The sequence below is a fragment of the Pseudomonas sp. Irchel s3f19 genome, assembly GCF_900187555.1.
GTDB classification, from domain to species: Bacteria; Pseudomonadota; Gammaproteobacteria; order Pseudomonadales; family Pseudomonadaceae; genus Aquipseudomonas; species Aquipseudomonas capeferrum.
On record NZ_FYDW01000001.1, the window covers coordinates 443,759 to 467,741 of the forward strand.

23 protein-coding genes are annotated in these 23,983 nt (G+C 62.6%); 7 read left to right on the plus strand and 16 right to left on the minus strand.

Going from position 1 to position 23,983, the window contains the following annotated elements; translation table 11 throughout:
- Positions 1 to 71: 71 nt before the first annotated feature.
- From CKW22_RS02015 to CKW22_RS02040, 6 genes are all read right to left on the minus strand, one after another.
- The gene (locus CKW22_RS02015) at positions 72 to 926 is read right to left on the minus strand and encodes an alpha/beta hydrolase (protein ID WP_047581260.1); all 855 of its coding nucleotides are present in this window, start codon (positions 924 to 926) and stop codon (positions 72 to 74) included.
- Positions 923 to 1,711: an alpha/beta fold hydrolase gene (locus tag CKW22_RS02020; protein WP_095063686.1), complete on the minus strand. Its 789-nt coding sequence runs from the start codon at positions 1,709 to 1,711 to the stop codon at positions 923 to 925. Before CKW22_RS02020 ends, CKW22_RS02015 begins: the two co-directional genes overlap by 4 nt.
- A 93-nt stretch (positions 1,712 to 1,804) precedes the next feature.
- The gene (locus tag CKW22_RS02025; protein ID WP_371856376.1) at positions 1,805 to 2,191 is read right to left on the minus strand and encodes a hypothetical protein; all 387 of its coding nucleotides are present in this window, start codon (positions 2,189 to 2,191) and stop codon (positions 1,805 to 1,807) included.
- Between the two features lie 93 nt (positions 2,192 to 2,284).
- Positions 2,285 to 2,743 carry a phosphohistidine phosphatase SixA gene (sixA, locus tag CKW22_RS02030; RefSeq protein WP_033699251.1) on the minus strand — a complete coding sequence of 153 codons (459 nt, stop codon included), beginning with the start codon at positions 2,741 to 2,743 and terminating at the stop codon, positions 2,285 to 2,287.
- Complete coding sequence (locus tag CKW22_RS02035; RefSeq protein ID WP_033699252.1) at positions 2,740 to 3,087, minus strand: DUF4389 domain-containing protein; 348 nt, start codon at positions 3,085 to 3,087, stop codon at positions 2,740 to 2,742. The genes sixA and CKW22_RS02035 overlap by 4 nt, the downstream gene beginning before the upstream one ends.
- Positions 3,088 to 3,122: 35 nt before the next feature.
- On the minus strand, positions 3,123 to 4,148 hold the full coding sequence (locus CKW22_RS02040) for an NAD(P)H-dependent glycerol-3-phosphate dehydrogenase (RefSeq protein WP_033699253.1): 1,026 nt from the start codon (positions 4,146 to 4,148) through the stop codon (positions 3,123 to 3,125).
- Positions 4,149 to 4,295: 147 nt separating this feature from the next.
- On the opposite strand from CKW22_RS02040, the gene CKW22_RS02045 reads away from it, so the two are divergent.
- The 5 genes from CKW22_RS02045 (at position 4,296) to fabB (ending at position 11,216) form a co-directional block, all read left to right on the plus strand.
- A complete protein-coding gene (locus CKW22_RS02045; RefSeq protein WP_177447932.1) occupies positions 4,296 to 6,443 on the plus strand; it encodes a TonB-dependent siderophore receptor in 2,148 nt (715 codons plus the stop codon).
- Complete coding sequence (locus CKW22_RS02050; protein ID WP_095063688.1) at positions 6,443 to 7,333, plus strand: ABC transporter substrate-binding protein; 891 nt, start codon at positions 6,443 to 6,445, stop codon at positions 7,331 to 7,333. The genes CKW22_RS02045 and CKW22_RS02050 overlap by 1 nt, the downstream gene beginning before the upstream one ends.
- Complete coding sequence (locus CKW22_RS02055; RefSeq protein WP_033699256.1) at positions 7,330 to 9,261, plus strand: ATP-binding protein; 1,932 nt, start codon at positions 7,330 to 7,332, stop codon at positions 9,259 to 9,261. The genes CKW22_RS02050 and CKW22_RS02055 overlap by 4 nt, the downstream gene beginning before the upstream one ends.
- 207 nt (positions 9,262 to 9,468) lie before the next feature.
- Positions 9,469 to 9,984: a 3-hydroxyacyl-[acyl-carrier-protein] dehydratase FabA gene (gene fabA, locus CKW22_RS02060; protein ID WP_095063689.1), complete on the plus strand. Its 516-nt coding sequence runs from the start codon at positions 9,469 to 9,471 to the stop codon at positions 9,982 to 9,984.
- A gap of 11 nt (positions 9,985 to 9,995) precedes the next feature.
- Complete coding sequence (gene fabB / locus CKW22_RS02065) at positions 9,996 to 11,216, plus strand: beta-ketoacyl-ACP synthase I (RefSeq protein WP_033699258.1); 1,221 nt, start codon at positions 9,996 to 9,998, stop codon at positions 11,214 to 11,216.
- A 74-nt stretch (positions 11,217 to 11,290) separates the two neighbouring features.
- On the opposite strand, the gene CKW22_RS02070 is transcribed toward fabB, so the two are convergent.
- Positions 11,291 to 12,295, minus strand: a complete 1,005-nt coding sequence (locus CKW22_RS02070; RefSeq protein WP_095063690.1) for an amidohydrolase family protein — start codon at positions 12,293 to 12,295, stop codon at positions 11,291 to 11,293.
- Between the two features lie 115 nt (positions 12,296 to 12,410).
- Here CKW22_RS02070 and CKW22_RS02075 point away from each other — a divergent pair, with 115 nt between their 5' ends.
- Positions 12,411 to 13,274, plus strand: a complete 864-nt coding sequence (locus tag CKW22_RS02075) for a pirin family protein (protein ID WP_047581269.1) — start codon at positions 12,411 to 12,413, stop codon at positions 13,272 to 13,274.
- Positions 13,275 to 13,367: 93 nt separating this feature from the next.
- Here the strand turns inward: CKW22_RS02075 and CKW22_RS02080 are convergent, their stop codons facing one another.
- From CKW22_RS02080 to CKW22_RS02095, 4 genes are all read right to left on the minus strand, one after another.
- On the minus strand, positions 13,368 to 14,093 hold the full coding sequence (locus CKW22_RS02080; protein WP_033699261.1) for a dienelactone hydrolase family protein: 726 nt from the start codon (positions 14,091 to 14,093) through the stop codon (positions 13,368 to 13,370).
- 60 nt (positions 14,094 to 14,153) lie between these two features.
- A complete protein-coding gene (gene htpG, locus CKW22_RS02085; protein WP_033699263.1) occupies positions 14,154 to 16,058 on the minus strand; it encodes a molecular chaperone HtpG in 1,905 nt (634 codons plus the stop codon).
- Between the two features lie 69 nt (positions 16,059 to 16,127).
- Positions 16,128 to 16,610: a PaaI family thioesterase gene (locus CKW22_RS02090; RefSeq protein ID WP_033699265.1), complete on the minus strand. Its 483-nt coding sequence runs from the start codon at positions 16,608 to 16,610 to the stop codon at positions 16,128 to 16,130.
- Positions 16,607 to 17,083: a PaaI family thioesterase gene (locus CKW22_RS02095; protein ID WP_033699266.1), complete on the minus strand. Its 477-nt coding sequence runs from the start codon at positions 17,081 to 17,083 to the stop codon at positions 16,607 to 16,609. Before CKW22_RS02095 ends, CKW22_RS02090 begins: the two co-directional genes overlap by 4 nt.
- Positions 17,084 to 17,237: 154 nt before the next feature.
- Here CKW22_RS02095 and CKW22_RS02100 point away from each other — a divergent pair, with 154 nt between their 5' ends.
- Positions 17,238 to 17,549 carry a hypothetical protein gene (locus CKW22_RS02100; RefSeq protein ID WP_047581273.1) on the plus strand — a complete coding sequence of 104 codons (312 nt, stop codon included), beginning with the start codon at positions 17,238 to 17,240 and terminating at the stop codon, positions 17,547 to 17,549.
- Between the two features lie 67 nt (positions 17,550 to 17,616).
- Here CKW22_RS02100 and CKW22_RS02105 read toward each other — a convergent pair whose 3' ends face one another.
- The 5 genes from CKW22_RS02105 to lpdA all read right to left on the minus strand — a co-directional run bounded on the left by CKW22_RS02105 (position 17,617) and on the right by lpdA (position 23,969).
- Complete coding sequence (locus CKW22_RS02105; protein WP_033699268.1) at positions 17,617 to 18,366, minus strand: DUF599 domain-containing protein; 750 nt, start codon at positions 18,364 to 18,366, stop codon at positions 17,617 to 17,619.
- 232 nt (positions 18,367 to 18,598) lie between these two features.
- On the minus strand, positions 18,599 to 19,912 hold the full coding sequence (gene brnQ / locus CKW22_RS02110) for a branched-chain amino acid transport system II carrier protein (protein ID WP_033699269.1): 1,314 nt from the start codon (positions 19,910 to 19,912) through the stop codon (positions 18,599 to 18,601).
- Positions 19,913 to 20,309: 397 nt separating this feature from the next.
- Complete coding sequence (gene sucD / locus CKW22_RS02115) at positions 20,310 to 21,194, minus strand: succinate--CoA ligase subunit alpha (protein WP_003254203.1); 885 nt, start codon at positions 21,192 to 21,194, stop codon at positions 20,310 to 20,312.
- Positions 21,194 to 22,360: an ADP-forming succinate--CoA ligase subunit beta gene (sucC, locus tag CKW22_RS02120; RefSeq protein ID WP_008091914.1), complete on the minus strand. Its 1,167-nt coding sequence runs from the start codon at positions 22,358 to 22,360 to the stop codon at positions 21,194 to 21,196. The genes sucD and sucC overlap by 1 nt, the downstream gene beginning before the upstream one ends.
- Positions 22,361 to 22,532: 172 nt before the next feature.
- Positions 22,533 to 23,969, minus strand: coding sequence for a dihydrolipoyl dehydrogenase (gene lpdA / locus CKW22_RS02125; RefSeq protein WP_033699271.1), 1,437 nt, complete (start codon positions 23,967 to 23,969; stop codon positions 22,533 to 22,535).
- Positions 23,970 to 23,983 lie beyond the last annotated feature (14 nt).

Sequence of the window (23,983 nt, forward strand, 5' to 3'; positions counted from 1 at the left end):
CAGCGTGTCTGGCATTTGCATGGTTGTCTCCCTGTTCAACCCGCCAAGCCTCGGCACTTGTCCGGTGCAAGTCAAGCAAAGCCAAAGAAGCGATTGATACAGTCTGCGACAAGGGCCGCGCCCTGTTCATCGTTCAGGTGCAGATGATGGCCACCAGGCAGCGTCACCTGCTCAAAGGGTAGCTGCTCCAGCAACTCGGTGTGGCGCGCCAGCATGCCATCGGCAGCCACCACCAGGCAGGCAGGGCAACTCACCCGCCTGACATAGGCCATGGCCTGGACGTGGCTCAGGCGTGTAGGGGATGGCAAGGTCAGGCGGCTGTCACTGCGCCAGCTGTAACCACCCGGCACGGGCATCAGCCCACGCTGGGCCAACAGCTCGGCCGCTTCGCGACTGACCGCGACCATGCCCTTCATGCGCGCCTGCACGCCCTCCTCCAGCGCCGGGTAGACAGACTTGCGCTTGCCGTCCAGGCGCAACTGCGCCTGCAATGCCATGCCCAGGCGCTCACCTGCGTCCTGCTCGGCGCCCGTGGGAGGGATGACCCCGTCGATCAACGCCAGGTGGCTGATGCGCTCCGGCAAGGCGCCCGCCAGTTGCACCGAAATGATTGCCCCCAGCGAATGGCCCAGCAGGGCAAACCGCTGCCACCCCAACTGCTCGGCAACCCGCAGCACATCGTGGGCATAGTCGGCCAGGGCATAACTCGCCCCAGGCGGGCGATGCTCCGAGTAACCATGCCCGGCCAGGTCCAGGGCGACGATGCGCAGGCCCTGCAGCCGCGGCGCCAGGCGGGCGAAGCTGTTGGCGTTGTCCAGCCAGCCGTGCAGGGCGATCACCGGCAGGCCGTCCTCGGGGCCGAACAGGTGAGCAGCCAGCTCGATATGGCCCAGGCTCAGGCGGATTTCCTGCATGTGCGCGCTCATGCCTGGCTCCAGCGGTCGAACAGACCCTTGATCAAGCTGGCGGTGTCGGTCGGGCGCTCCAGCGGGAACATGTGCCCGCCCGGCACGCTGTGGTACTCACCCTGTGCCATGCCGCGCACCGCCAGCGCGTGATGACGGCGGATCACGTTGCTGCGCTCACCGCAGACCATCGCCAGTGGCACCTGCAATTGCCGGGCAGGCGCAGGGCTTGCGTGGGGGATGCTGCGGTAGATACTGATCTCGGTAGCCGGGTCGAAACGCAGGCGCAAGCCATCCTGGGCAGGCTCCAGGCCGTGCTCCAGATAGGCTTCGAGGCAATCGGGGTCAAAGTGCCGAAACAAGCGCTTGCTGGCGAAGTAGTCCCGTGCGCTGTCGCGATCGGCGAACGCCTCGCGACGCCCCAGGGTGCGGCCTGCCGGGGTGATGCGGTCGATGAAGCCAAAACGCTTGGCGGTGCGCAGCACCCATTGATCGGCGCGGGTCAGCACCGGCGAGTCGAGCATGACCAGCCCGCGGTAGTACTCGGGGCAACGCAAGGCGGCATGCAGGTGCAGCACCCCGCCCAGCGAATGGCCCACCCCCCAAACCGGCGCGTCTTGTTGCGCCAGATGGTGCAGCAGCTCATCGACCAGGTTTTGCCAGTTTTCATTCACCGGGAAGCGCGGGTCGTGGGCATGCTGGGCCAGGTGGCGGACCTGATAGTCCGGCGCCAGGGCGGTGAACAGCTTGCCGTAGGTGGCAGACGGGAAACCATTGGCGTGGGCGAAGAAGATGTGCTGCGACATGGCGCCTGGTCCGGACGGGGGATGATGGCCCATTGTGTGCATCGCAAGGCCGCTCGGCAATGTTTGGAAAGGTCATCGGCGAGGGCTATCAGGTCATCTGCTGCGATCCAGACTGACCAGTGAACGTTGCAGGCAGGCCTGCATGTAGGCCAACTGGCTCTCGAGCACTTCGCGGGCCAGACGCTGGTCATGGTAGTCGAGCTGCAGCCTGCGCAATGCCAGGCAACTGGTCTGCAGCAAGTGGGAAACCCGCAGGCAGGCCTCTTGCAGGGCACGCAGGTCTTCCTCGCCCTGTTGCCTGCCGCTGGCTTCCAGCCCGTGATGGCCACGCACCTTGCCCATCAGATGATAGAGCTTGGCGTCGGCCGAATCGCGCAGCAGGCTGTACTGGGCAAAGTCGAGCAACTCGCCTTCCTCCACCTTGTCCACGGTGGGCTGCAAGTCCGCGGAGCGTAACAACGCCTGCATCTGCCCTTTCATCAATCGCTCCCTGCCATCCACTCGTCGGATAGGGGCAACGCTAGCAAGCTGCCAAGTGCAGCGGCAACTGACAATAATGCCAGTTGCCAGGCATCAGGACGGCGCGTTAAGCGCGCGCAAGCTCATCAGGCCGGCCAGTGGCCAGTCCCCCTCCAGCTCCGCCAGGCTGGCGGTACTCATGGCCGCCGGTTGCTGTAGATGACCATGTTCAAGGGCACCGACCAGCGTCCCCACTAGCGGTTGGTGGCTGACCAGCAGCACGTGTTCCAGGCCCAGCCGTTCGATTTCACCGATCACCTGCTGCACGTCGCTTTCCGGCGTCAGCCAGGGCACGGTGCGCACAGGTTCGGCAAAACCCAAGGTGTCGTGCACCAGGGCAGCCGTCTGCTGAGCACGCACGTAGGGGCTGGCGATGATCGCCTGCAACGGCTGCCCGAGCAGGCGCGCGGCACTGTGCAGGACCTGCTCGCGGCCATGGCTGGTCAGGCGCCGCTCGGCGTCGGTGTTGGCCCGCGGCTCCGCCTCACCGTGGCGCAGCACCCACAGCTTCACAGCTTGGGCTCTTCGTCACGCACCGGGTGCGGCGCCGGTGCCACGGCATGCGGTGCTTCGCCTTCTGGCGCACGGGGCGCTGGCCAGTCGGCGAATGGCCAAGGCTTCTGGTCGCTGTGGAAGCTGCCGAAGCGGCCGATCTGCGCCAGGTACTGGCTAACGCTGTCGCCGAAGTTCATCAGGCTGGCGCTGGGCGCGCCGTACACCAGGCGGTAGATCAACTGCACCAGCACCAGGCCGCCCAGCAGCAGTTCGGCCAATTGCCAGACCACCAGGAACACCAGCATCCACAGTACCCGCAGGATGATCGACTCGCGCTGGGCGCGTTCGGGCGTATCGTTCATGACTCGCTCCTTGCTTTATGAGGGCCGCGGACGGCTCAATTGAAACCGCTGATGGAAATGAAATCGACGTCGGTCTTCGGCTCGGCGCGCATCAGGTGCTCGATCACCTGGTTCAAGGTACGGCCCTCGAACAGGATGGCATGCAGGCCTGCCACCAGCGGCATGTACACCTGAACTTCCTGGGCCTTGGCCTTGAGCACCTTGAGGGTGTTCACCCCTTCGGCGACCTCGCCCAGCCGATTGACGGCCTGCTCCAGGCTCAAGCCTTGCCCCAGCGCGTGACCTACCTGGTAGTTGCGGCTCTTGGGCGATGAACAGGTGACGATCAGGTCACCGACCCCGGCCAGGCCAAGGAAGGTCATCGGGTTGGCCCCCTGGCTCACGGCAAAGCGGGTCATTTCGGCCAGGGCACGGGTGATCAGCATGCTCTTGGTGTTCTCGCCCATGCCCAGCGCCACGGCCATGCCGGCAATGATGGCGTAGACGTTCTTCAGCGCGCCACCCAGCTCGACGCCGAAGCGGTCGGCACTTGCGTAGACGCGGAAGGTGCGCCCATGCAGCACGGCCTGCACCCGCTGGCAGAGCGCTTCGTCTTCGCTCGCGACCACCGTGGCGGTGAGTGCGTGCTCGGCGATCTCGCGGGCCAGGTTTGGCCCCGACAGCACGCCGATGCGGGCCTCGGGGGCGATTTCTTCGAGGATCTGGCTCATCAGCTTGAAGCTTTGCGCCTCGATGCCCTTGGTCAGGCTAACCAGGCACTTGCCACGCAGCAACGCAGCATGCGGCGCCAGCACGCTGCGCAAAGCGCTGGACGGCAAGGCGACGAAGACCAGGTCGCAGGCCTGCAAGGTTGCCAGCAGGTCATTGACCGGCTCGACCCCATCGTGCACGCGGATGCCTTTGAGGTAGCGTGGATTCTCGCGGTTCACGCGCATGGCCTCGGCCTGCTCCGGGTCGCGCATCCACTGGCGCACCGGCACACCGTTTTCCGCCAGCAGGTTCGCCACGGCGGTGCCGAAGCTGCCGCCGCCCAGAACTGCAACAGGTTGCTGTTCAGTCATATCCAATCCGTTAAAGCCAAAAGTTAAGTGGCGACCAGGGCATTATACGGCTCGCCTGCCATGCGCCAAGGCTAGCAACGCAGATTGCACAGACAGGGCAACCAGATCCCAGCCAGATCACTGGCAAAAGCCCCACGGTCGGTTAACATGCCTGTTTCATCTCTGAAACAAGGTCGTACCGTGTTGCCTGGCACGCCCCCCTACCCGCGTCTTCTACTATTGACCGCCTTGCTCGGCGGCCCGGCCATGGCCGACGATCTGTTCATCGACAACGCCGACCTGCCGCAGGTTCTGACCGCCACCCGGCTCAAACAATCCCCGGCGGCGGTGCCCGGCAGCATGACCGTGCTCGACAGCGAGCTGATCCGCGCCAGCGGTGCCCGCGACATCCCCGAACTGCTGCGCCTGGTACCCGGCATGATGATCGGCTACGGCGCCGGCAACCAGCCGACCGTCAACTACCATGGCAGCAACGTCAATGACGCCCGGCGCATGCAGGTGTTGATCGACGGCCGCTCGGTGTACCGCGCAGGCCTGGCGACGGTGGACTGGAGCGACATCCCGCTGGCCATGGAGGACATCGAGCGCATCGAGGTATTCCGTGGCCCTAACACGGTCAGCTATGGCGCCAACGCGCTGATGGCCGTGGTCAATATTCTCACCCGCAACCCCGCCGACAGCCATGGCACGCGCCTCAAGGTCACCCGTGGCCAGGACGGCATCAACGATTTCCACGCCAGCCACGGCTTCGGCTGGGACGGCGGCGACATGCGCCTGTCGGTGTCGGGTCAGCAGGACGATGGTTTCGACAAGGACCAGTACGGCCAGGACTACCGCGACAGCCGCCGCCTCACCCGCTTCAACCTCAGTGCCAGCCACAGCCTGGCCCCCGACCAGACCCTGGAATGGCAACTGGCGGCCAAGGAAGGCAGCAACCAGCGGCCCTACACCTACCAGCCGGTGTTCCCCTATGTGACCGAGCGGGGCGACAACGCCGACGTCAATGCCAAGGACTACGCAGGCTCGGTACGCTGGAACATCGACTTCAACCCCGATCACAGCCTGTACGTGCAGGGCTCGGCCCAGCACTTCGACCGCCAGCAGGTCTGGCGTGCCTGCGACGCGGCGCTGTCGTTCAGCCCGGAGCTGACCCGGCTGTGGCAGCTCAACCCGAACTTTGCCGAGCTGGTGGCGCGCGGCGCCAACAACCCCCCGCGCAGCAGCAACCCCGAAGAACAGGCCCTGGTCGAAGCCATCCAGGCCCAGTGGAACAGCGAGGGCGGGCGCAACGTGGTCTGCGGCGATGTCGACCAGAGCACCCGCGAAACCCGCTACGACCTGGAAATCCAGGACACCCTGAGCCTGACCGACAGCCTGCGCCTGCTCAGCGGCATGAACTTGCGCTATGACCGCGCCGACTCGCAGACCTATTTCAATGGCAGCCTGGACGACCAGACCTGGCGCCTGTTCGGGCAGTTGGAATGGCGCGCCGATGAGCACTGGATCATCCAGGGCGGCGCGATGTTCGAGGACTCGCGCCTGTCTGGCAGCTCGCTGACCCCACGCGTGGCGGTCAACTACCTGATCACCCCACGCCATGGCCTGCGTGCGGTGTATTCCGAGGCAGTGCGTTCACCCGACATGTTCGAGAACAACGTCAACTGGAGCTACACGGTCAAAAACCTCAGCCCCAATGCGTTTGGCCAGCAACACGGTGAGTATTTCGTCAAGACGCGCGGCCCGGGCGACCTCGACCAGGAGCGCATGCGCTCGCGCGAGCTGGGCTACAACGGCTACTTCAGCGACCTCGACCTGAGCATGGATGTGAAGGTGTTCTACGACGAAATCACCGGCATGATCAGCGAGCCGCTGAAGAACAACCAGTACATCGCCAGCAACGCCAACAAGGCCCGCTTCACCGGCAGCGAGGCGCAACTGGACTGGCGCCCCACCCTGCGCGACCGCCTGCGCGTGACCTACGCCTACGTCGATGCCTGGGCCAGCAACCCCGACGACCGACGCCTCAGCGCCCGCAACAGCGGCTCGGCTGGCTGGATGCGCGAATGGGGCGATGGTTGGTCGAGCGCGCTTTTCTACTACGGTGACGATGCCCTCAACCAGTACCGCTACGAGCGTTTGGACCTGCGCGTGGCCAAGCGTTTCCGGGTACAGGGCAGCAACCTGGAACTGGCAGCGCTGTGGCAGCAACGCCTGGACGATGAGCCGACTACCGCACTGCAAAACCGTTACGACAGCCGCCATCGCCTGAGCGTCAGTGCGGAGCTGGAATTCTGATGGCCCGCCTGCTGCGCCTGCTGCTGCTTTGCCTATGGCCCCTGGGGCCGCTGTGGGCCAGTGATATTCTGCTGGTCGGTGGCGAAGACCAGCCCGGCATTCGCAGCTTCGTCGCGGCAGTCGAAAGCCATCGCCCGCAGGATCGAGTGCGCTTCCAGACCACGGCCGATTTGCCGCGCCCAGGTCGACTAAAGGCCGACCAGCGTCTGGTGCTGCTCGACAGTGCCGCACTGGAGTGGCGCCTGAGTGAAAGCGCCGGGCCGCCGGCACTGGCCATGCGGGTAAGCCGGGTACAGGCTGAACAGCGCCTGGGAAAGTCACGCCCCGCCTTCCTCACCCTGCTGTGGAGCGACCCGCCGCTGGCCCGCCAACTGCGCCTGGCGCGCTACCTGCTGCCACAAGCACAACGCATCGGCGTGCTTTACGGTAAGCACAGTGCCTTTCTGCTCGATGAGCTTCGCCATGCCGCCCGCCCCCTGGGCCTGGAGATCATTGCCCAGGACTGGCCCGACCCACGTGACAGCCGGCCCCTGCAATACCTGCTGGGCAACAGCGACGTGCTGCTAGGCCTGGACGACCCCGCCCTGTACAACCCCAAGACCGCAAAAAACCTGCTGCTCAGCAGCTATGGGCGGCAAATGGCGTTGATCGGCCCGAACGCAGGCTTCGTCCGCGCAGGCGCCCTGGCCAGCACCTACAGCGACCAGGACGACTGGTTGGCGGTGCTCGACCACTTGCTCGACCAGCCGCCGGCACGCTGGCCGCGCAGCCTTTACCCCGCGCGCTACGGCGTCAGTGGCAACCAGCAAGTGGCACGCGCCCTGGGCCTTGAACCCATCGATCCGAACGCCGCCGCCAAGGCCCTGGCCGAAGGAGAATCCACCCCATGAGCAGACGCCTGAGCTGGGACATCCACACCCGCACCCAGATCATCAGCCTCGGCCCCGCCTTGCTGCTGACCTTGCTGCTGATCAGCTTCTTCACCTTCGTGCGAATCCAGGACTTGCGCCAGGAGCTCAACCACACCGGCCAGCTGATCGCCAACCAGTTGGCGCCGGCCTCCGAATACGGGGTGATCTCGGGCAACAACGAAGTGCTCGAAGGGCTCATGCGCGCCACCTTGAGCATTCCGCACGTACGTTTTCTGGAGGTGCAGGACAGCCGTAACCACATCCTGGTCTACGTCGAGCAGTCTGACGAAAGCGCCAACCGGGCGCAGCGAGTGGAAGTGTTCCAGGCCCCGATCCGCCTCCAGCAGATCCGCCTGGACACCGATTTCCTGCAGCCGGGCAAGGTTTCTTCCCCGGCCATCGGTGACGACTACCTGGGGCGGGTGATCGTGGGCATGTCCGACGATGCCTTCAGCCAACGCCAGCAGGAAATCGTCATCAAGGCGGGCATCCTGGCCCTGTTCGCCCTGCTGTTCACCTTCCTGCTGGCGCGGCGGCTGGCCGTCAGCCTGGCCAAGCCCATCAGCGACATGGGCCATGCGGTCAAGGCTATTCAGCAAGGCGAATACAACACCCCGCTGCCGGTGGTCGATGACAGCGAGCTGGGCCATCTGGCGCGCCACATCAACAACCTGGCCAGCGCCCTTGAGCAAGCCAGTGACGAGCAGAAGCAAGCCATCGCCCAGTTGACCCAGGCGCGTGAAGAGGCCGAGCAGGCCAACCGCGCCAAGTCGGACTTCCTGGCGATGATGAGCCATGAGCTGCGCACCCCCATGAATGGCGTGCTGGGCATGCTGCAGCTGCTCGAAACCACCCCACTGACCAGCGAACAGGCCGACTACACCGCCGTTGCCACCGAGTCCACCGGGCATTTGCTCAAGGTCATCAACGACATTCTCGACTTCTCGCGCATCGAGCGCACGGCGCTGGAGCTGGAGCGCATCGACTTCAACCTCGGCGACCTGATCGCCAGCAGCGTCCAGTCGTTCCAGCACAGCGCCCAGCAACGCGGCCTCGGCCTGCATCTGCACATGCCCGAAGGCATCGAACACTTGAGGGTGAACGGCGACCCGACGCGGATCCGGCAGATTTTGCTGAACCTGGTCGGCAATGCCCTGAAGTTCACCGAGCGGGGCCAGGTGCAGGTCGAGGCGCGTTGCCAGGTACTGGACCGACAACTGCTCTGGTTCACCTGCAGCGTGCGCGACACCGGCATCGGCATCGACAGCGAGCGCCTGGAAATGATGTTCGTCGCCTTCCAGCAGGCCGACAGTTCGATTTCCCGGCGCTATGGCGGCACCGGCCTGGGCCTGTCGATCGCACGTACCCTGGCCGAACGCATGGGCGGCAAGCTGCGCGGTGAAAGCCGCGAGGGCCTGGGCTCGACCTTCACCCTGGAAATGCCCTTGGCCCTGGCCGCACCTGCCCCGGTGCAACTGCCCGCAGCGGTGCGCGAGCAGCGGCCGCTGGCCGGTAGCGAGCGGGTGCTGCTGGTGGAGGACAACCTGGTCAATCAGAATGTCATAGAAGCCATGTTGCGCAGCCTGGGGCTTGAAGTCAGCGTGGCGGCAGACGGCCTCCAGGCAGTCGAGCAGGTCAGCCAGCAACGCTTCGACGCCATTTTGATGGACTGCCGCCTGCCGAACCTGGATGGCTATGAAGCCACCCAGCGCATCCGCCTGCTGCCCAACGGCATGCACCTGCCGATCATCGCCTTGACCGCCAACGCCTTGGAGGGTGATCGTGAGCGCTGCATGGCCGCCGGCATGGACGATTACCTGAGCAAACCCTTGCGCCGCACCGAACTGCAACGCGTGCTGCAACGCTGGTTACCCGGTCAGACAACCGCGACTGGCGATAAATGCTAAAGTGCGGCAGTCTTAAGGACTGGACAGGACCTTCTTCGGGCCTGAAAATAGACGTTTCAGTGCACACCTGTACTTCTTTCGTCTGGTGCACTGTGACTTTCACCACAACGCAATAGTCTACCTGTAGGCTGCCGCCCCGGAGTCATCGCTTTTCGGGCCGGCCGGGAAGATTCATCCCCTGCCGCAGGGGGTTATTGAGGAGCTCGCATGACCAAACAACACGCCTTTACTCGGGAAGACCTGCTGCGCTGCAGTCGCGGTGAGCTGTTCGGCCCAGGTAATGCGCAACTGCCCGCGCCGAACATGCTGATGGTCGATCGCATCACCCATATCAGCGAAGAAGGCGGCAAGTACGGCAAAGGTGAATTGGTCGCCGAGCTGGATATCAATCCGGACCTGTGGTTCTTCGCTTGCCACTTCGAAGGCGATCCGGTCATGCCGGGCTGCCTGGGCCTGGACGCCATGTGGCAGCTGGTCGGCTTCTTCCTCGGCTGGCAAGGCCTGGCGGGCCGCGGCCGCGCGCTGGGTTCGGGCGAAGTGAAATTCTTCGGCCAGGTATTGCCTACCGCCAAGAAAGTCACCTACAACATTCAAATCAAGCGCGTCCTGAAGGGCAAGCTGAACATGGCCATCGCCGATGGCTCGGTCAGCGTCGACGGCCGCGAGATCTACACCGCCGAAGGCCTGCGGGTCGGCGTGTTCACCTCCACTGACAATTTCTAAGGGTTATTCGCATGCGCCGCGTCGTTATCACTGGTCTGGGCATCGTATCGTGCCTGGGCAATGACAAAGAGACCGTCACCGAAAACCTGCGTAACAGCCGTCCGGGTATCCGTTTCAACCCGGAATACAAGGAAATGGGGCTGCGCAGCCAGGTTTCCGGGTCCATCGACCTCAACCTCGAAGAACTGATCGACCGCAAGGTCTATCGCTTTGTCGGCCACGCCGCGGCCTACGCCTACCTGGCGATGCAGGACGCAATCAAGGACGCCGGCCTGACCGAAGAGCAGGTTTCCAACCCGCGCACCGGCCTGGTTGCCGGTTCCGGCGGCGCCTCGACCTTGAATCAGATGGAAGCGCTGGATACCCTGCGCGAGAAAGGCGTCAAGCGCGTCGGCCCGTACCGCGTCACCCGCACCATGGGCAGCACCGTTTCGGCGTGCCTGGCCACCCCGTTCAAGATCAAGGGCCTGAACTACTCGATCTCGTCGGCCTGCGCCACCTCGGCACACTGCATCGGCACCGCGCTGGAGCAGATCCAGTGGGGCAAGCAAGACATCGTCTTCGCCGGCGGCGGTGAAGAAGAGCACTGGAGCCAATCGTTCCTGTTCGATGCCATGGGCGCCCTGTCGACCAAGCGCAACGAAACCCCTGAACTGGCCTCGCGCGCCTACGACAACGACCGTGATGGCTTCGTCATCGCCGGCGGTGGCGGCATGGTGGTGGTCGAGGAACTGGAGCACGCACTGGCCCGTGGCGCCAAGATCTACGCCGAAATCGTCGGCTACGGCGCGACCTCCGATGGCTACGACATGGTCGCCCCAAGCGGCGAAGGCGCCATCCGCTGCATGCAGCAGGCGCTGGCCACCGTCGACACCCCGATCGACTACCTGAACACCCACGGCACCTCGACCCCGGTCGGTGACGTTGCCGAGATGAAGGGTGTTCGCGCAGTGTTCGGCGACAAGGCACCGAAGATCAGCTCGACCAAGAGCCTGTCGGGCCACTCGCTGGGCGCCGCAGGTGTGCACGAGGCGATCTACTGCCTGCTGATGATGGAAAACAACTTCATCGCCGGCTCCGCCAACATCGACGAGCTGGACCCGGAAGTCGCTGACCTGCCGATCCTGCGCAAGACCGAAGAAAACGCCAAGATCGATACGGTCATGAGCAACAGCTTCGGCTTCGGCGGCACCAACGCCACCCTGGTGCTCAAGCGCTGGGCTGGCAAGTAAGGCCGTGACGCAATAATGAAAACGCCCCGACTGGTTCGGGGCGTTTTTGTTTTTGGGTGCGGTATTGAATGTGTTCAATGCCCCTTGGGCAGCACTGCAAGAAAGTTCTCCCGCGCCACCTTGCGCGCCACCTCTTCCGGCAAGGCATCCAGGAATGGATCAAAGCCGCGCATTTCCTCCCCCAAGCTGCCAAATCGCCCGACCACATCCGAGCCCAGCATGAAGCGCTCCGGGTAGCGCTCGACCAACGCGACCCACGCCTTGCGCGGCTTGCCGGCTTCATCCAGCAGATACGGCTCGAGCACGCTCCACGACAGGTCGATGTACAGGTTGGGGTAGTCGCTGAGCAGTCGCTCAAGTACCGGCAGAAGAAAATCCATTTGTGTCTGATGGCGATGGATCTCCTTGCTCGCCCCCGCATGCGCCCAGATGAAGCGGGTATGCGGATGGTTGCGCAGCGGCTCCTCGATCTCGGCCAGGTACAACGGGTTGCGCTCGCGCTTGGAGGTGATGTTGGAGTGAACCAGCACCGGCAGGTCGCGCTCGGCCGCCAGGTGGTAGATGCGCGTCATCGCTTCGTTGTTGGCCCGGGGCGTGTCACCACTGGTCAGGGCGGTCAAGTCATCGTGACGCGTGAACACTTCGCCAATGCCCTGCCACAGCCCGGGATACAGCTCGAGCATGCGCTCGATGTGGCTCAGGGCATTCTTGTCCACCGGATTGAAGCCAGTGAGAAACGGATGGAAACGCTTGCGCTGCTCGGGCGGGAGTTTCTCCAGGGCCGCAGCGACGTAGATATCGGTGGCACTGTACCAATAGGCGTCGGCATCGTCACCGGCGTAATAGCGCGGCCGCTTCGGTTCATCCTCGTGCCATTTCTTGGCCACCGAGACCCCGGAAATCATCGACTGGTCGATACCCGCCTGGTTCATGGCCTTGAGCAGGGCTGGCATGCCCTCGGTTTCCTGAAAGAAGTCGACGTAGTGCAGATGGGCATCGCTGTAGCGGTACTCGCGCGCCTGGGCTGCGTGGCACAGCAGGCCCGAGAGCAACACGCCAGCCAGTGCTCTGGCGATCATGGCAGCATCCTTATCCTGATTCGAACAGAGTAGACCCTCGCCTTAGGGCGGCGGTTCAGCAATGGCGGACAACCCGCTATGCTGGAGGCTCCAGCGCCCTCGAATGGAGCCCCGCATGAGCCGCCCGTTGATCATCCGCCCGCGCGCCGAATCGGTAGAGGGCCAGCCGATCCTGCGCCCGCTACCATCTGCGCAGTGCCGCAGCGTCGGCCCGTTCGTGTTCTTCGACCACATGCTCGAGACCGACTATCCGCCTGGCAGCGGCATGGACATCCGCCAGCATCCGCACATTGGCCTGTCGACCCTGACCTACCTGTTCGAGGGCGCGATACTGCACAAGGACAGCCTCGGCTCGGCGCAGCTGGTGCTGCCCGGGGAGGTCAGCTGGATGACCGCAGGGGCGGGTGTCGCCCACGTCGAGCGCACGCCCGCAGAAAGCGTTGCTCGCGGGTCACGGCTGCATGGCCTGCAGGTCTGGCTGGCGTCGCCGCGCGAGCACGAGCAGGGCAACGCCAGCTACAGCCACCATACTGCGGCGAGCCTGCCGGTCAGCGACAGCTTGGGGGTGCGGATCTGCATGATTGCCGGCCAGGGGTTTTGCCTGAAGTCACCGGTGCCGGTGCTCTCCCCCACCCTCTACGCGCACGTTCGAATGCAGCCGGCCACGACCCTGCGGGTGCCGACCGAGCACGCGCAGCGGGCGCTGTACCTGCTGGAGGGTGAGTTGCTGCTGGATGATCAGGAGGTCGAGCCGTGCAGCCTGCTGGTGCTGCCCGAGGGCGAAGAGGTGACGCTGTATGCCGAGGGCGAATGCCAGCTGGTGTTGCTGGGTGGCGCGCCCCTGGATGGGCCGCGGCGGATGAACTGGAACTTCGTCGCGAGTGACCCGGCGTTGATCGAACAGGCTCGGGGGCGCTGGGCCGCAGGCGATTGGCCGGGGGTGCCGGGGGAAAGCGAACGGATCGAATTGCCGCGCTAGTGGGGCCGCTGCCACAGTGAAGGGCGAACCGATGCCTGTGGTAGCGGCCTTGCCGGACCGGCCGGAAAGGGCTGCGCAGCAGCCCCGGCAATCTCAACCCTTGAACACTTCAGTCAGCAGGTTGTGCATCGCCTTGAACGCCCGTTCAGAGGTCTTGCGGTCGTACTGCATCTTGCCTGGCACGTTGGCCGCCGGATCGGTGAACGAATGCACCGCCCCGCCGTAGCTGAGCAACTGCCAGTCGACGCTGGCCGCATTCATCTCTTCCTCGAACGCCGGCAACTGCTCGCGTGGCACCAACGGATCGGACGCACCATGCAGCACCAGCACAGCACCCTTGATGCGCTTGGCGTCTTCGGCATTCGGCGTATCCAGGGTGCCGTGGAACGACACTGCCGCCTTCAGGTCGGCACCGGCGCGGGCCAGCTCCAGCGCACAGCAACCGCCGAAGCAGAACCCGAAGGTCGCCACCTTGCCGGGCGCCAACAGCGCCTTGGACTGCCCGAGCAACTGATCCAGCGCCTCTTTCATGCGCTTGCGCAGCTCGCCACGGTCATTTTTCAGCGGCATCATCGCCGCCCCCGCTTCGTCAGCGTTGGACGGACGCACCGACTGCCCATACAGGTCGGCGATCAACACCACATAGCCCTGTTCGGCGACTTCCCGGGCGATGCGCTCAGCGCCTTCGCCAATGCCCATCCAGTTCGGCGCCATCACCAGCGCAGGGCGACCGAGCGCCCCTGGCTCGTACACCAGGCGGCTCTCATAGGTCTTGCCGGAAAGGTGATAGACCAGCGATTCAACGATTACCTTGCTCATCAAACTCCTCCTTGCCCCCATGAAAAAAGCCCGCCGAAGCGGGCTTTCCTAACCTCTAACTCAAGCAGACAGCTCGACCAGAAGCTTGTTCAGGCGACGGACGTAAGCCGCCGGGTCCTTCAGGCTGTCGCCCGCCGCCAGGGCAGCCTGATCGAAGAGGATGTGCGACAGCTCGGCGAAGCGGTCTTCGCTCTGTTCGTGGTCCAGCTTCTCGATCAGCGGGTGGCTCGGGTTGAATTCGAAGATCGGCTTGGAATCCGGCACCTTCTGCCCGCTGGCTTCGAGGATCTGGCGCATCTGCAGGCCCAGGTCCTGTTCGCCGATGGCGAGAATCGCCGGCGAGTCGGTCAGGCGGTGGGAAACGCGTACCTCGGCAACGCTGTCACCCAGCGCGCCTTTCAGGCGCTCGACCAGGCCTTCTTTGTCTTTGGCGACTTCTTCCTGGGCCTTCTTGTCTTCCTCGGAATCCAGCTTGCCCAGGTCCAGGTCGCCACGGGCGACGTCGACGAAGCTCTTGCCGTCGAACTCGTTGAGGTAGCTCATCAGCCACTCATCGATACGGTCGGTCAGCAGCAGGACCTCGATGCCCTTCTTGCGGAAGACTTCCAGGTGCGGGCTGTTCTTGACCTGCGCATAGGTTTCGCCGGTGAGGTAGTAGATCTTGTCCTGGCCTTCCTTGGCGCGGGCCAGGTAATCGGCCAGGGCGACGCTCTGCTCACCGCTGTCGTCATGGGTGGAAGCGAAGCGCAGCAGGCCTGCGATCTTCTCTTTGTTGGCGAAGTCCTCGGCCGGGCCTTCCTTCAGCACTTGGCCGAAGTTTTTCCAGAAGCCCTTGTACTGCTCTGGCTCGTTTTTCGCCAGCTTCTCCAGCATGTCCAGCACGCGCTTGGTCAGCGCGGTCTTCATCGAATCGATGATCGGGTCTTTTTGCAGGATTTCGCGAGAAACGTTCAGCGACAGGTCGTTGGAATCGACCACGCCCTTGATGAAGCGCAGGTACAGCGGCAGGAACGACTCGGCCTGGTCCATGATGAACACGCGCTGCACATACAGCTTCAGGCCACGCGGTGCTTCACGCTGGTACAGGTCGAACGGCGCGCGGGCCGGGACGTACAGCAGCGAGTTGTATTCAAGCTTGCCTTCGACCTTGTTGTGGCTCCAGGCCAGCGGGTTTTCGAAGTCATGGCCGATGTGCTTGTAGAACTCCTGGTATTCCTCGTCCTTGATCTCGGTACGCGGACGGGTCCACAGGGCACTGGCACGGTTGACGGTTTCCCACTCAACGGCTGGCTGCTCCTCGCCTTCTGCAGCTTCCTGCTCTTTAGGCAGTTGGATCGGCAGGGCAATGTGATCGGAGTACTTCTTGACCAGGTTGCGCAGGCGCCAGCCATCGGCGAACTCCTGCTCATCCTTCTTCAGGTGCAGCACGATGCGGGTGCCGCGCTCTGGCTTGTCTACGGTAGCGACTTCGAACTCGCCCTCGCCTTTGGACGACCAGTGCACGCCCTCGGCGGCCGGCTGGCCTGCGCGACGGCTGTAGACGTCGACCTTGTCGGCAACGATGAAGGCCGAATAGAAGCCCACGCCGAACTGACCGATCAGGTGCGAGTCCTTCTTCTGGTCACCGGTGAGGTTCTTCATGAAGTCGGCAGTACCGGACTTGGCAATGGTACCCAGGTGGGTGATGACGTCTTCGCGACTCATGCCAATGCCGTTGTCGTCGAGCGTGATGGTGCCGGCGTCCTTGTCGAAGCTCAGACGAATGCGCAGATCCGCGTCGCCTTCGAGCAGCTCTGGCTTGGCCAGGGCTTCGAAACGCAGCTTGTCAGCCGCGTCAGAGGCGTTGGAAACCAGCTCACGCAGGAAGATTTCCTTGTTCGAGTACAGCGAATGAATCATGAGGTGCAGCAGCTGCTTTACCTCGGTCTGGAAGCCCAGGGTTTCCTTTTGTGTTTCCACACTCATGGTCTTCAAAACTCCGATCTGATGGCAGTGGGCGCCTGCAGCCGATTCGGCCTGCGTTAATGGCGGATGTCATGCAGATGGGGGCTGCCCAGGCGATTTCAAGGGCTTTTCCGGTTCGATCTTGAAATGTGCCCGGGCGGTGGCGATGGGCGACTGCCGATCACCTTGCCAGGCGGTGATGGCGACGTTGGTCACCCGTCGCCCTTGGCGCCACAGCTGGCACTGGGCGTAGGTGTCGCGAAAGTGCCCGGCGCGCAGGTAGTCGATGGAGAAGTCGATGACCTTGGGAATGCTCGCACTCTCGCTGTAGATCAGCAGGTACAACGCCGCAGACAACTCCATGAACCCTGCGATCACGCCACCATGAATCGCTGGCAGCAAAGGGTTACCAATGTTGTCCGGGTTGGCTGGCAGGCGGAAAAGCAGGTCCTCGCCCTGGCGCTCGCATTCGATGCCGATCAGACCGGCATAGGGGATCAATGCCAGCAACGGCCGGTAGTCGCCCACCGCGTGGGCGGCATTGAGTTGCTGGCGTACGTCTGGCGGGATCATGCGCCACCCTCCTTGAGGCTGTTGCCGAAGCGAATACCGCCCTTGATCTGCGGCCCCAGGCGCATGAACGTTCCCACCACCTGGCAGATGGGCTGGCTGGGGTCGTCCTGGTAGGCGCTGCCGCGGGTGAAGATCACATCACGCGTCACCCGGTAGCACTGGGCATGGCCGTAGATGTCCTTGCCGGCCTCGGCTGTGTGCATGTAGTCGATGCGCAGGTCCAGGGTCGGGCACACTTCAAACTGTGGCAGCGCACACAGGGTGGCCATGCCGCAGGTAGTGTCCATCAGCGTGGTCAGCGCCCCACCATGCACCGCGCCGGTTTGCGGGTTGCCAACGATTGCCGGCGACCACGGCAAGATCAACGTCATGCCCTGCGTATCGGCATGCGCCACGCGCATCTGCAACAACTGACAATGCTTCAAGGCCGACAGAAAACGCTCGGCCATGGCCATCAAGGTTGAATCACTCATCGGCAAGTTCCAGGGCTGCGGACGCAACGGCATAAAACCGTTAAAAAATCTATGTAGAACGGGGCGTTATATATCTGTAACCTGCGCGGAACTTATTCCGCGTAGTTGTACTCGAAGGAACAAGTCACTTATTCCACCAAGGAGATACACCCCCATGCGTAAACCTTTTGCTTTTGCTCTGATGCTGGCTGCTGCCATGGGCCTGGCCGCTTGCGATAAAGCGAGCGAAGACAAAGCCCAAGACGCACAGCAACACGCCGAGCAAGCCCAGGAAAAAATGGGCGAAGCTCAGGATAAGATGAACGAAGCCGCCAAGGAAAACGCTGAAGCTGCCAAAGATCAGGCCGAAGCGCAGCAGAAGGCCGCCGAAGAAGCCGCTCCGGCAACTCCGGCTCCGGAAGCCGCCCCGGCCACTCCAGCGCCAGAAACCGCGCCTGCTACTCCAGCCGAACCTGCCAAGCAGTAATCGGCTTGTACAAAAAAACCCGACACTGTCGGGTTTTTTTATGCCTGAAGTTTAACGATTAAACGTTTCAGTTTCCGGAAGCCGAGCTCTCCTTGGCGACGTCCACCGGCGCACTTTCCGTGGGTGTGAACACCATCACATCCAGCACATCGGAATGGAACTCACGGCGGTAGAGAATCAATACAACCCCGACACTCATCACCATGAACAACCAGGGGCTGATAAACCAGCTCAACATGGCCATGCCAAAGTAATACGCGCGCAACCCCAAGTTGAACTGGTTGGCCGCCAGCGACAACACCCGCGCGGCGCGCGAGGCAAATGCCTTGCGCTCCAGCTCATTGACCAGGCGCTCGCCAATCATAGGCGCCGACCCTACCAGCACCGCCGCGAAGTTGTACTGACGCATGCACCAGCTGAAGGTGAAGAAGGCATAAACGAAGACCGTCGCCAGGCACAGCAACTTGATTTCCGACATGCCTTGGGACGTCTGCTGCACCAAGGGCAGGTCGGCCAGCAGCGACAGCGCCCTGTCCGAGGCACCGAGTACGGTGAGAATACCCGCAAGAATGATCAAGGTACTTGAGGCGAAAAACGAAGCGTTGCGCTCCAGGTTGCCGATTACGCTGGCATCGGCGATGCGGTTGTCGCGCATCAACATGCGCCGCATCCAGTCTTCGCGGTACAGGTGCAGCACGCTGGCCAGGCAAGCGGTGTCGCGGCCCTTCCAGATGGCATAACGGGTGTAGCCGCCCCAGCAGGCTGCGAACCAGCAGATTGCCAGCAGGTTGTTGAAGTTGCTTTGAATGAAGTTCATGCAGGTTTCCCGAAAGCCAGGTGCACAAAGAATAGAGACCGGGTTTCGACGCCCGCAAGCAGCAAAAGGCACACCACCGCAACGAATAATGCCGCTTCGCGCAACCGTCTGCAAAAACGCCCCAGGCAAAAAACAAAAAACCCCGCATCCATTCGGAGACGGGGTTTCAGGTGTAAACCGCTGGCTGGCACCCTGTGGCTTGTGGCCGGTGCAGCCCTCAGGCTTCAACCTATCAGGCCAGCGCCTCGCGCGGCTTGCCCAGCATGCGGTCGTAGATCACGGCCGCGGCCAGGGTCACCACCGACGGCACCAGCCAGGCCAGGCCCTGATCACTCAGCGGCAGGTGAGCGACGGCGTCCGGCAGTACATGCGCCAGGCTGCTGCCTTTGATCGCATCGACGACGCCGAACACCAGCGACACCAGCATGACCGGTGCGAGAATGCGCGTTGGCGAGTTCCACAGGTCTTTGACGAAGCTCAAGCCCACCACCACGATGCACGGCGGGTAGATCGCCGTCAGTACCGGGATCGAGAACATGATCAGCTTGGTCAGGCCCAGGTTGGAGATCAGCAACGAGAAGCCCGCCAAGATCACCACCAGTGCGCGATATGACAGCGGCAGGATCTGGCTGAAGTACTCGGCACAGGCGCAGGTCAGGCCGACCGCGGTCACCAGGCACGCCAACGCGATCAGCACGGCCAGGAAGCCACTGCCGAGCGAGCCAAAGGTATGCTGCACATAGGCATGCAATACGGCCGCACCGTTGGTGGCGTCAGCCGCGATATCGTGGCTGCCCGCCCCCAGGCGGAACAGGCTGATGTACACCAGGGCCAGGCCGACACCGGCGATCAAGCCGGCGATGATGGCGTAGCGGGTAATCAGCTTCGGCGATTCGACGCCTCGCGAGCGGATGGCATTGACGATGACAATACCGAACACCAGCGCGCCCAGGGTATCCATGGTCAGGTAACCATCGGAGAAGCCCTTGGAGAACGCCGCAGCCGCATAGGCAGGTTGCGCTTCACCGATGGTGCCAGCCGGCAGCGCGAACGCGGCGATACCCAGCACCGCCAAGGCGATGATCTTCAGCGGCGCGAGGAAGCGCCCCACGGTATCGAGCAGCTTGCCCGGATACATGGACACCGCCAGCACCACGATGAAGTACACCAGGCTGTAGAGGAACAGCGCCAACGGGCTTTCGCCGGTCAACGGTGCCACACCGACCTCGAACGACACGGTCGCGGTACGCGGCGTCGCGAACAGCGGGCCGACCGACAAGTAGCACACGGCCGCCAACAGGCCACCGAAGAACTTGCCGATCGGGCTGCTCAGGGCATCCATGCCGCCACCGACCTTGGCCAGCGCGACCACGGTGATGACCGGTAGGCCCACGGCGGTCACCAGGAAGCCCAAGGCAGCCATCCATACGTGCGGGCCAGACTGCAGGCCGACGATAGGCGGGAAGATGATATTGCCGGCGCCTACGAAAAGCGCAAACGTCATAAAGCCAAGCGCCAGGATATCCTGGCCTTTTAAAACTTTCATTTGAGGTAGTACCACACTGCTGAAATCGGGATTCGAGAAGGGATTTCCCCATGGATGAGGGAAATGCTGCCCGGCTTGATGAGCCAGACCCGTTTAGCGTGTCGTTCCCTTTTGGGGGACGGGCACAGAGTGAACGCGTAGATTAACTGTTTTGACAGTCAAACGCACTGGCACAGTGCTGCTTGTCCGATGTGCGTATGTGTTTGTCGTCTGTGCGACCGGGGACGGTGCAATTATCTCAGGGATCGGAAAAACGTCTTTGTGAAAATTCCTATCATACCCATCGAAAATTCCTGGTTATCTGTTCCGGCCTCTTCGCGGGGCAAAAAAACACAATGCTGATAACGACAAAGGCCACCCGAAGGTGGCCTTTGTGCGCGTGGGGGGGTAAAGCGTATTACTTCTTGGCTTCCCAGCCAGTCAGCTCGGCCAGGGCCTTGCCGATGTCGGCCAGCGAACGCACGGTTTTAACACCTGCGTCCTGCAGCGCAGCGAACTTCTCGTCCGCAGTGCCTTTGCCGCCAGAGATGATGGCGCCAGCATGGCCCATGCGCTTGCCCGCAGGTGCGGTAACACCGGCGATGTAGGAAACGACAGGCTTGGTGACGTGGGCCTTGATGTAGGCCGCGGCTTCTTCTTCAGCCGAACCGCCGATCTCGCCGATCATGACGATCGCTTCGGTCTTCGGGTCTTCCTGGAACAGCTTCAGGATGTCGATGAAGTTGGAGCCTGGGATCGGGTCACCGCCGATGCCGACGCAGGTCGACTGGCCGAAGCCGGCGTCGGTGGTCTGCTTGACCGCTTCATAGGTCAGGGTGCCGGAACGCGAAACGATACCGACTTTGCCTGGCAAGTGGATGTGGCCTGGCATGATGCCGATCTTGCACTCGCCCGGGGTGATGACACCTGGGCAGTTAGGGCCGATCAGGGTAACGCCCAGCTCGTCGCACTTGACCTTGGCATCCAGCATGTCCAGGGTAGGAATGCCTTCGGTGATGCAGACGATCAGCTTGATGCCGCCGAAGGCAGCTTCCAGGATCGAGTCTTTGCAGAACGGAGCCGGAACGTAGATGACCGAAGCATCAGCGCCGGTCGCTTCCACGGCTTCCTTGACGGTGTTGAACACCGGCAGGCCCAGGTGGGTGGTGCCACCCTTGCCTGGAGTAACGCCGCCGACCATCTTGGTGCCGTAGGCGATGGCTTGTTCGGAGTGGAAAGTACCCTGCGAGCCGGTGAAGCCCTGGCAGATGACTTTGGTGTCTTTATTGATCAGGACGCTCATTACTTGCCCTCCGCAGCTTTGACAACTTGTTGAGCAGCGTCGGTCAGGCTGGTTGCCGCAATGATGTTCAAACCGCTTTCTGCCAGTACTTTAGCGCCCAGTTCGGCGTTGTTGCCTTCGAGGCGAACGACAACCGGAACTTTAACGCCGACTTCTTTCACTGCACCGATGATGCCTTCGGCAATCATGTCGCAGCGAACGATGCCGCCGAAGATGTTGACCAGAACGGCCGCGACATTGCTGTCGGACAGAATGATCTTGAACGCTTCGGTAACGCGCTCTTTGGTAGCACCGCCGCCAACGTCGAGGAAGTTGGCTGGCTTGCCACCATGCAGGTTGACGATGTCCATGGTACCCATGGCCAGGCCAGCACCGTTGACCATGCAGCCGATGTTGCCTTCCAGGGCCACGTAGTTCAGCTCGAAGCTGGCAGCGTGGGCTTCACGAGGATCGTCCTGCGACGGGTCGTGGAAGGTTTTCAGCTTAGGCTGGCGGTACATGGCGTTTGCGTCGATGTTGATCTTCGCATCCAGGCAGTGCAGGTCGCCGTCGGCCTTGATGACCAGCGGGTTGACTTCCAGCAGGGCCAGGTCGTGTTCTTTGAACAGCTTGGCCAGGCCTACGAAAATCTTGGCGAACTGTGCAACTTGCTTGCCTTCCAGACCCAGCTGGAATGCCAGTTCACGACCCTGGAACGGCTGTGCGCCGACCAGTGGATCGATAGTAGCCTTGATGATCTTCTCAGGAGTTTCGTGAGCAACTTTCTCGATGTCCACGCCACCTTCGGTGGAGGCCATGAACACGATGCGGCGGCTCGAGCGATCGACTACAGCGCCCAGGTACAGCTCTTTGGCGATGTCAGTGCAGGACTCGACCAGGATCTTGGTCACTGGCTGACCGTTGGCGTCGGTCTGGTAGGTTACCAGGCGCTTGCCCAACCATTGCGCAGCGAACGCCTTGGCGTCTTCCTTGCTGCGAACCAGCTTGACGCCGCCCGCTTTACCGCGACCACCTGCGTGAACCTGGGCTTTTACAACCCACTCGGAACCGCCGATCTTGTCGCAAGCTTCTGCTGCAGCTTCAGGGGTATCGACAGCGAAACCCTTGGATACTGGCAGGCCGTATTCAGCGAACAGCTGCTTACCCTGATACTCGTGAAGATTCATGCTTTTTACCGTCTTCGTTAGGTACTGCGCTTCGGCGCTGCGCCATTACTGGCGCCGCACCACCTGTGACCGTTGACCCCGGGTTATCCCGTGTAGTCCGATCCGGCGAACTTTCCGCGGTGAGTCATGCACGCAAGACTCACGACGGGCAGCCCGCCGTGGTTTCTTATAATTAACGCTTCTTACGGTTGGCTACGTGAATGGCGCCGCCATTCACTGCCAGCGCTGCTTCATGCAACGCTTCGGACAGGGTTGGATGGCTGAAGACCATCATGCCCAGATCCTCGGCACTGGTGCCGAATTCCATTGCGATTGCGCCCTGCTGTACCAGCTCGGCAGCGGATGGGCCAATCACGTGCACACCCAGTACGCGGTCGGTCTTGGCATCGGCGATGACCTTGACGAAACCACCGGTGTCGTTGGCCGCCATCGCACGGCCGCTGGCCGCGAACGGGAAGGTGCCTACGTTAACCTCAACACCCTCGGCCTTCAAGGACTGTTCGGTCTTGCCGACCCACGCGATTTCCGGATGGGTGTAGATAACCGATGGGATCAGGTCGTAGTTCATCTGGGCCTTGTGGCCTTTGATGCGCTCGACAACCATGATGCCCTCTTCCGAGGCCTTGTGCGCCAGCATCATGCCGCGAACCACGTCACCGATGGCGAACACGCCCGGAACGCTGGTAGCGCAGTGATCGTCAACGAAGATGTAGCCACGCTCGTCGATGGTCACGCCGCTGTCCGAAGCCAGCAGATCAGTGGTCACTGGACGACGGCCGACCGCGACGATCAGCTTGTCGAAGGTGATCTTCTGCTCGCCGTTGGCATCGGTGTAGGTGACTTCGACTTCGTTGCCATTGACTTTCGAGCCAGTGACGCGCGCGCCCAGCTTGATGTCCAGGCCTTGCTTGGTCAGGGTCTTCTGGGCTTCTTTCGACACTGCGGTGTCGGCAGCCATCAGGAAGGTGTCCAGGGCTTCCAGGACGGTGACCTGGGCACCTAGGCGCGACCATACCGAACCCAGCTCCAGGCCGATGACGCCGGCGCCGATCACGCCCAGACGCTGTGGCACGGTCTGGAATTCCAGGGCGCCGGTGGAGTCGACGATGACGTTCTGGTCGACCGGAGCCGGCGGAATGTCGATCGGACGCGAACCGGAGGCCAGGATCACGTTCTCGGCTTCGATGATTTCGGTGGTGCCGTCAGCCTTGGTGACTTCGACTTTCTTGCCAGCCAGCAGTTTGCCGTGGCCCTGGATCGAAGTAACGCCATTGGCCTTGAACAGGGTGGCAACGCCGCCGGTCAGGTTCTTGACGATACCCGCCTTGCGGCCGACCATCGCGGCAACGTCCATCTTCACTTCGCCAGTGGAGATACCGTGGACGTTGAAGCTCTCTTTGGCTTCCTTGTACTTCCAGGAGCTGTCCAGCAGCGCCTTGGACGGAATGCAACCTACGTTCAGGCAGGTGCCGCCCAGGGCCAGTTTGCCCTCGGCGTCGGTGTATTTCTCGATACAGGCAGTCTTCAGACCAAGTTGGGCAGCCTTGATGGCAGCCACATAGCCGCCAGGACCTGCACCAATCACCACTACGTCGAATTTCTGGGTCATAAAAGATTCCTTTT

Bases quoted from the DNA above. Each gene is read 5' to 3' on its own strand.
- CKW22_RS02015 (WP_047581260.1), bottom strand. From the start codon at position 926: ATGAGCGCGCACATGCAGGAAATCCGCCTGAGCCTGGGCCATATCGAG.
- CKW22_RS02020 (WP_095063686.1), bottom strand. From the start codon at position 1,711: ATGTCGCAGCACATCTTCTTCGCCCACGCCAATGGTTTCCCGTCTGCC.
- CKW22_RS02025 (WP_371856376.1), bottom strand. From the start codon at position 2,191: ATGAAAGGGCAGATGCAGGCGTTGTTACGCTCCGCGGACTTGCAGCCC.
- CKW22_RS02035 (WP_033699252.1), bottom strand. From the start codon at position 3,087: ATGAACGATACGCCCGAACGCGCCCAGCGCGAGTCGATCATCCTGCGG.
- CKW22_RS02040 (WP_033699253.1), bottom strand. From the start codon at position 4,148: ATGACTGAACAGCAACCTGTTGCAGTTCTGGGCGGCGGCAGCTTCGGC.
- CKW22_RS02045 (WP_177447932.1), top strand. From the start codon at position 4,296: ATGCCTGTTTCATCTCTGAAACAAGGTCGTACCGTGTTGCCTGGCACG.
- CKW22_RS02050 (WP_095063688.1), top strand. From the start codon at position 6,443: ATGGCCCGCCTGCTGCGCCTGCTGCTGCTTTGCCTATGGCCCCTGGGG.
- CKW22_RS02055 (WP_033699256.1), top strand. From the start codon at position 7,330: ATGAGCAGACGCCTGAGCTGGGACATCCACACCCGCACCCAGATCATC.
- fabA (WP_095063689.1), top strand. From the start codon at position 9,469: ATGACCAAACAACACGCCTTTACTCGGGAAGACCTGCTGCGCTGCAGT.
- fabB (WP_033699258.1), top strand. From the start codon at position 9,996: ATGCGCCGCGTCGTTATCACTGGTCTGGGCATCGTATCGTGCCTGGGC.
- CKW22_RS02070 (WP_095063690.1), bottom strand. From the start codon at position 12,295: ATGATCGCCAGAGCACTGGCTGGCGTGTTGCTCTCGGGCCTGCTGTGC.
- CKW22_RS02075 (WP_047581269.1), top strand. From the start codon at position 12,411: ATGAGCCGCCCGTTGATCATCCGCCCGCGCGCCGAATCGGTAGAGGGC.
- CKW22_RS02080 (WP_033699261.1), bottom strand. From the start codon at position 14,093: ATGAGCAAGGTAATCGTTGAATCGCTGGTCTATCACCTTTCCGGCAAG.
- htpG (WP_033699263.1), bottom strand. From the start codon at position 16,058: ATGAGTGTGGAAACACAAAAGGAAACCCTGGGCTTCCAGACCGAGGTA.
- CKW22_RS02090 (WP_033699265.1), bottom strand. From the start codon at position 16,610: ATGATCCCGCCAGACGTACGCCAGCAACTCAATGCCGCCCACGCGGTG.
- CKW22_RS02095 (WP_033699266.1), bottom strand. From the start codon at position 17,083: ATGAGTGATTCAACCTTGATGGCCATGGCCGAGCGTTTTCTGTCGGCC.
- CKW22_RS02100 (WP_047581273.1), top strand. From the start codon at position 17,238: ATGCGTAAACCTTTTGCTTTTGCTCTGATGCTGGCTGCTGCCATGGGC.
- CKW22_RS02105 (WP_033699268.1), bottom strand. From the start codon at position 18,366: ATGAACTTCATTCAAAGCAACTTCAACAACCTGCTGGCAATCTGCTGG.
- brnQ (WP_033699269.1), bottom strand. From the start codon at position 19,912: ATGAAAGTTTTAAAAGGCCAGGATATCCTGGCGCTTGGCTTTATGACG.
- sucD (WP_003254203.1), bottom strand. From the start codon at position 21,194: ATGAGCGTCCTGATCAATAAAGACACCAAAGTCATCTGCCAGGGCTTC.
- sucC (WP_008091914.1), bottom strand. From the start codon at position 22,360: ATGAATCTTCACGAGTATCAGGGTAAGCAGCTGTTCGCTGAATACGGC.
- lpdA (WP_033699271.1), bottom strand. From the start codon at position 23,969: ATGACCCAGAAATTCGACGTAGTGGTGATTGGTGCAGGTCCTGGCGGC.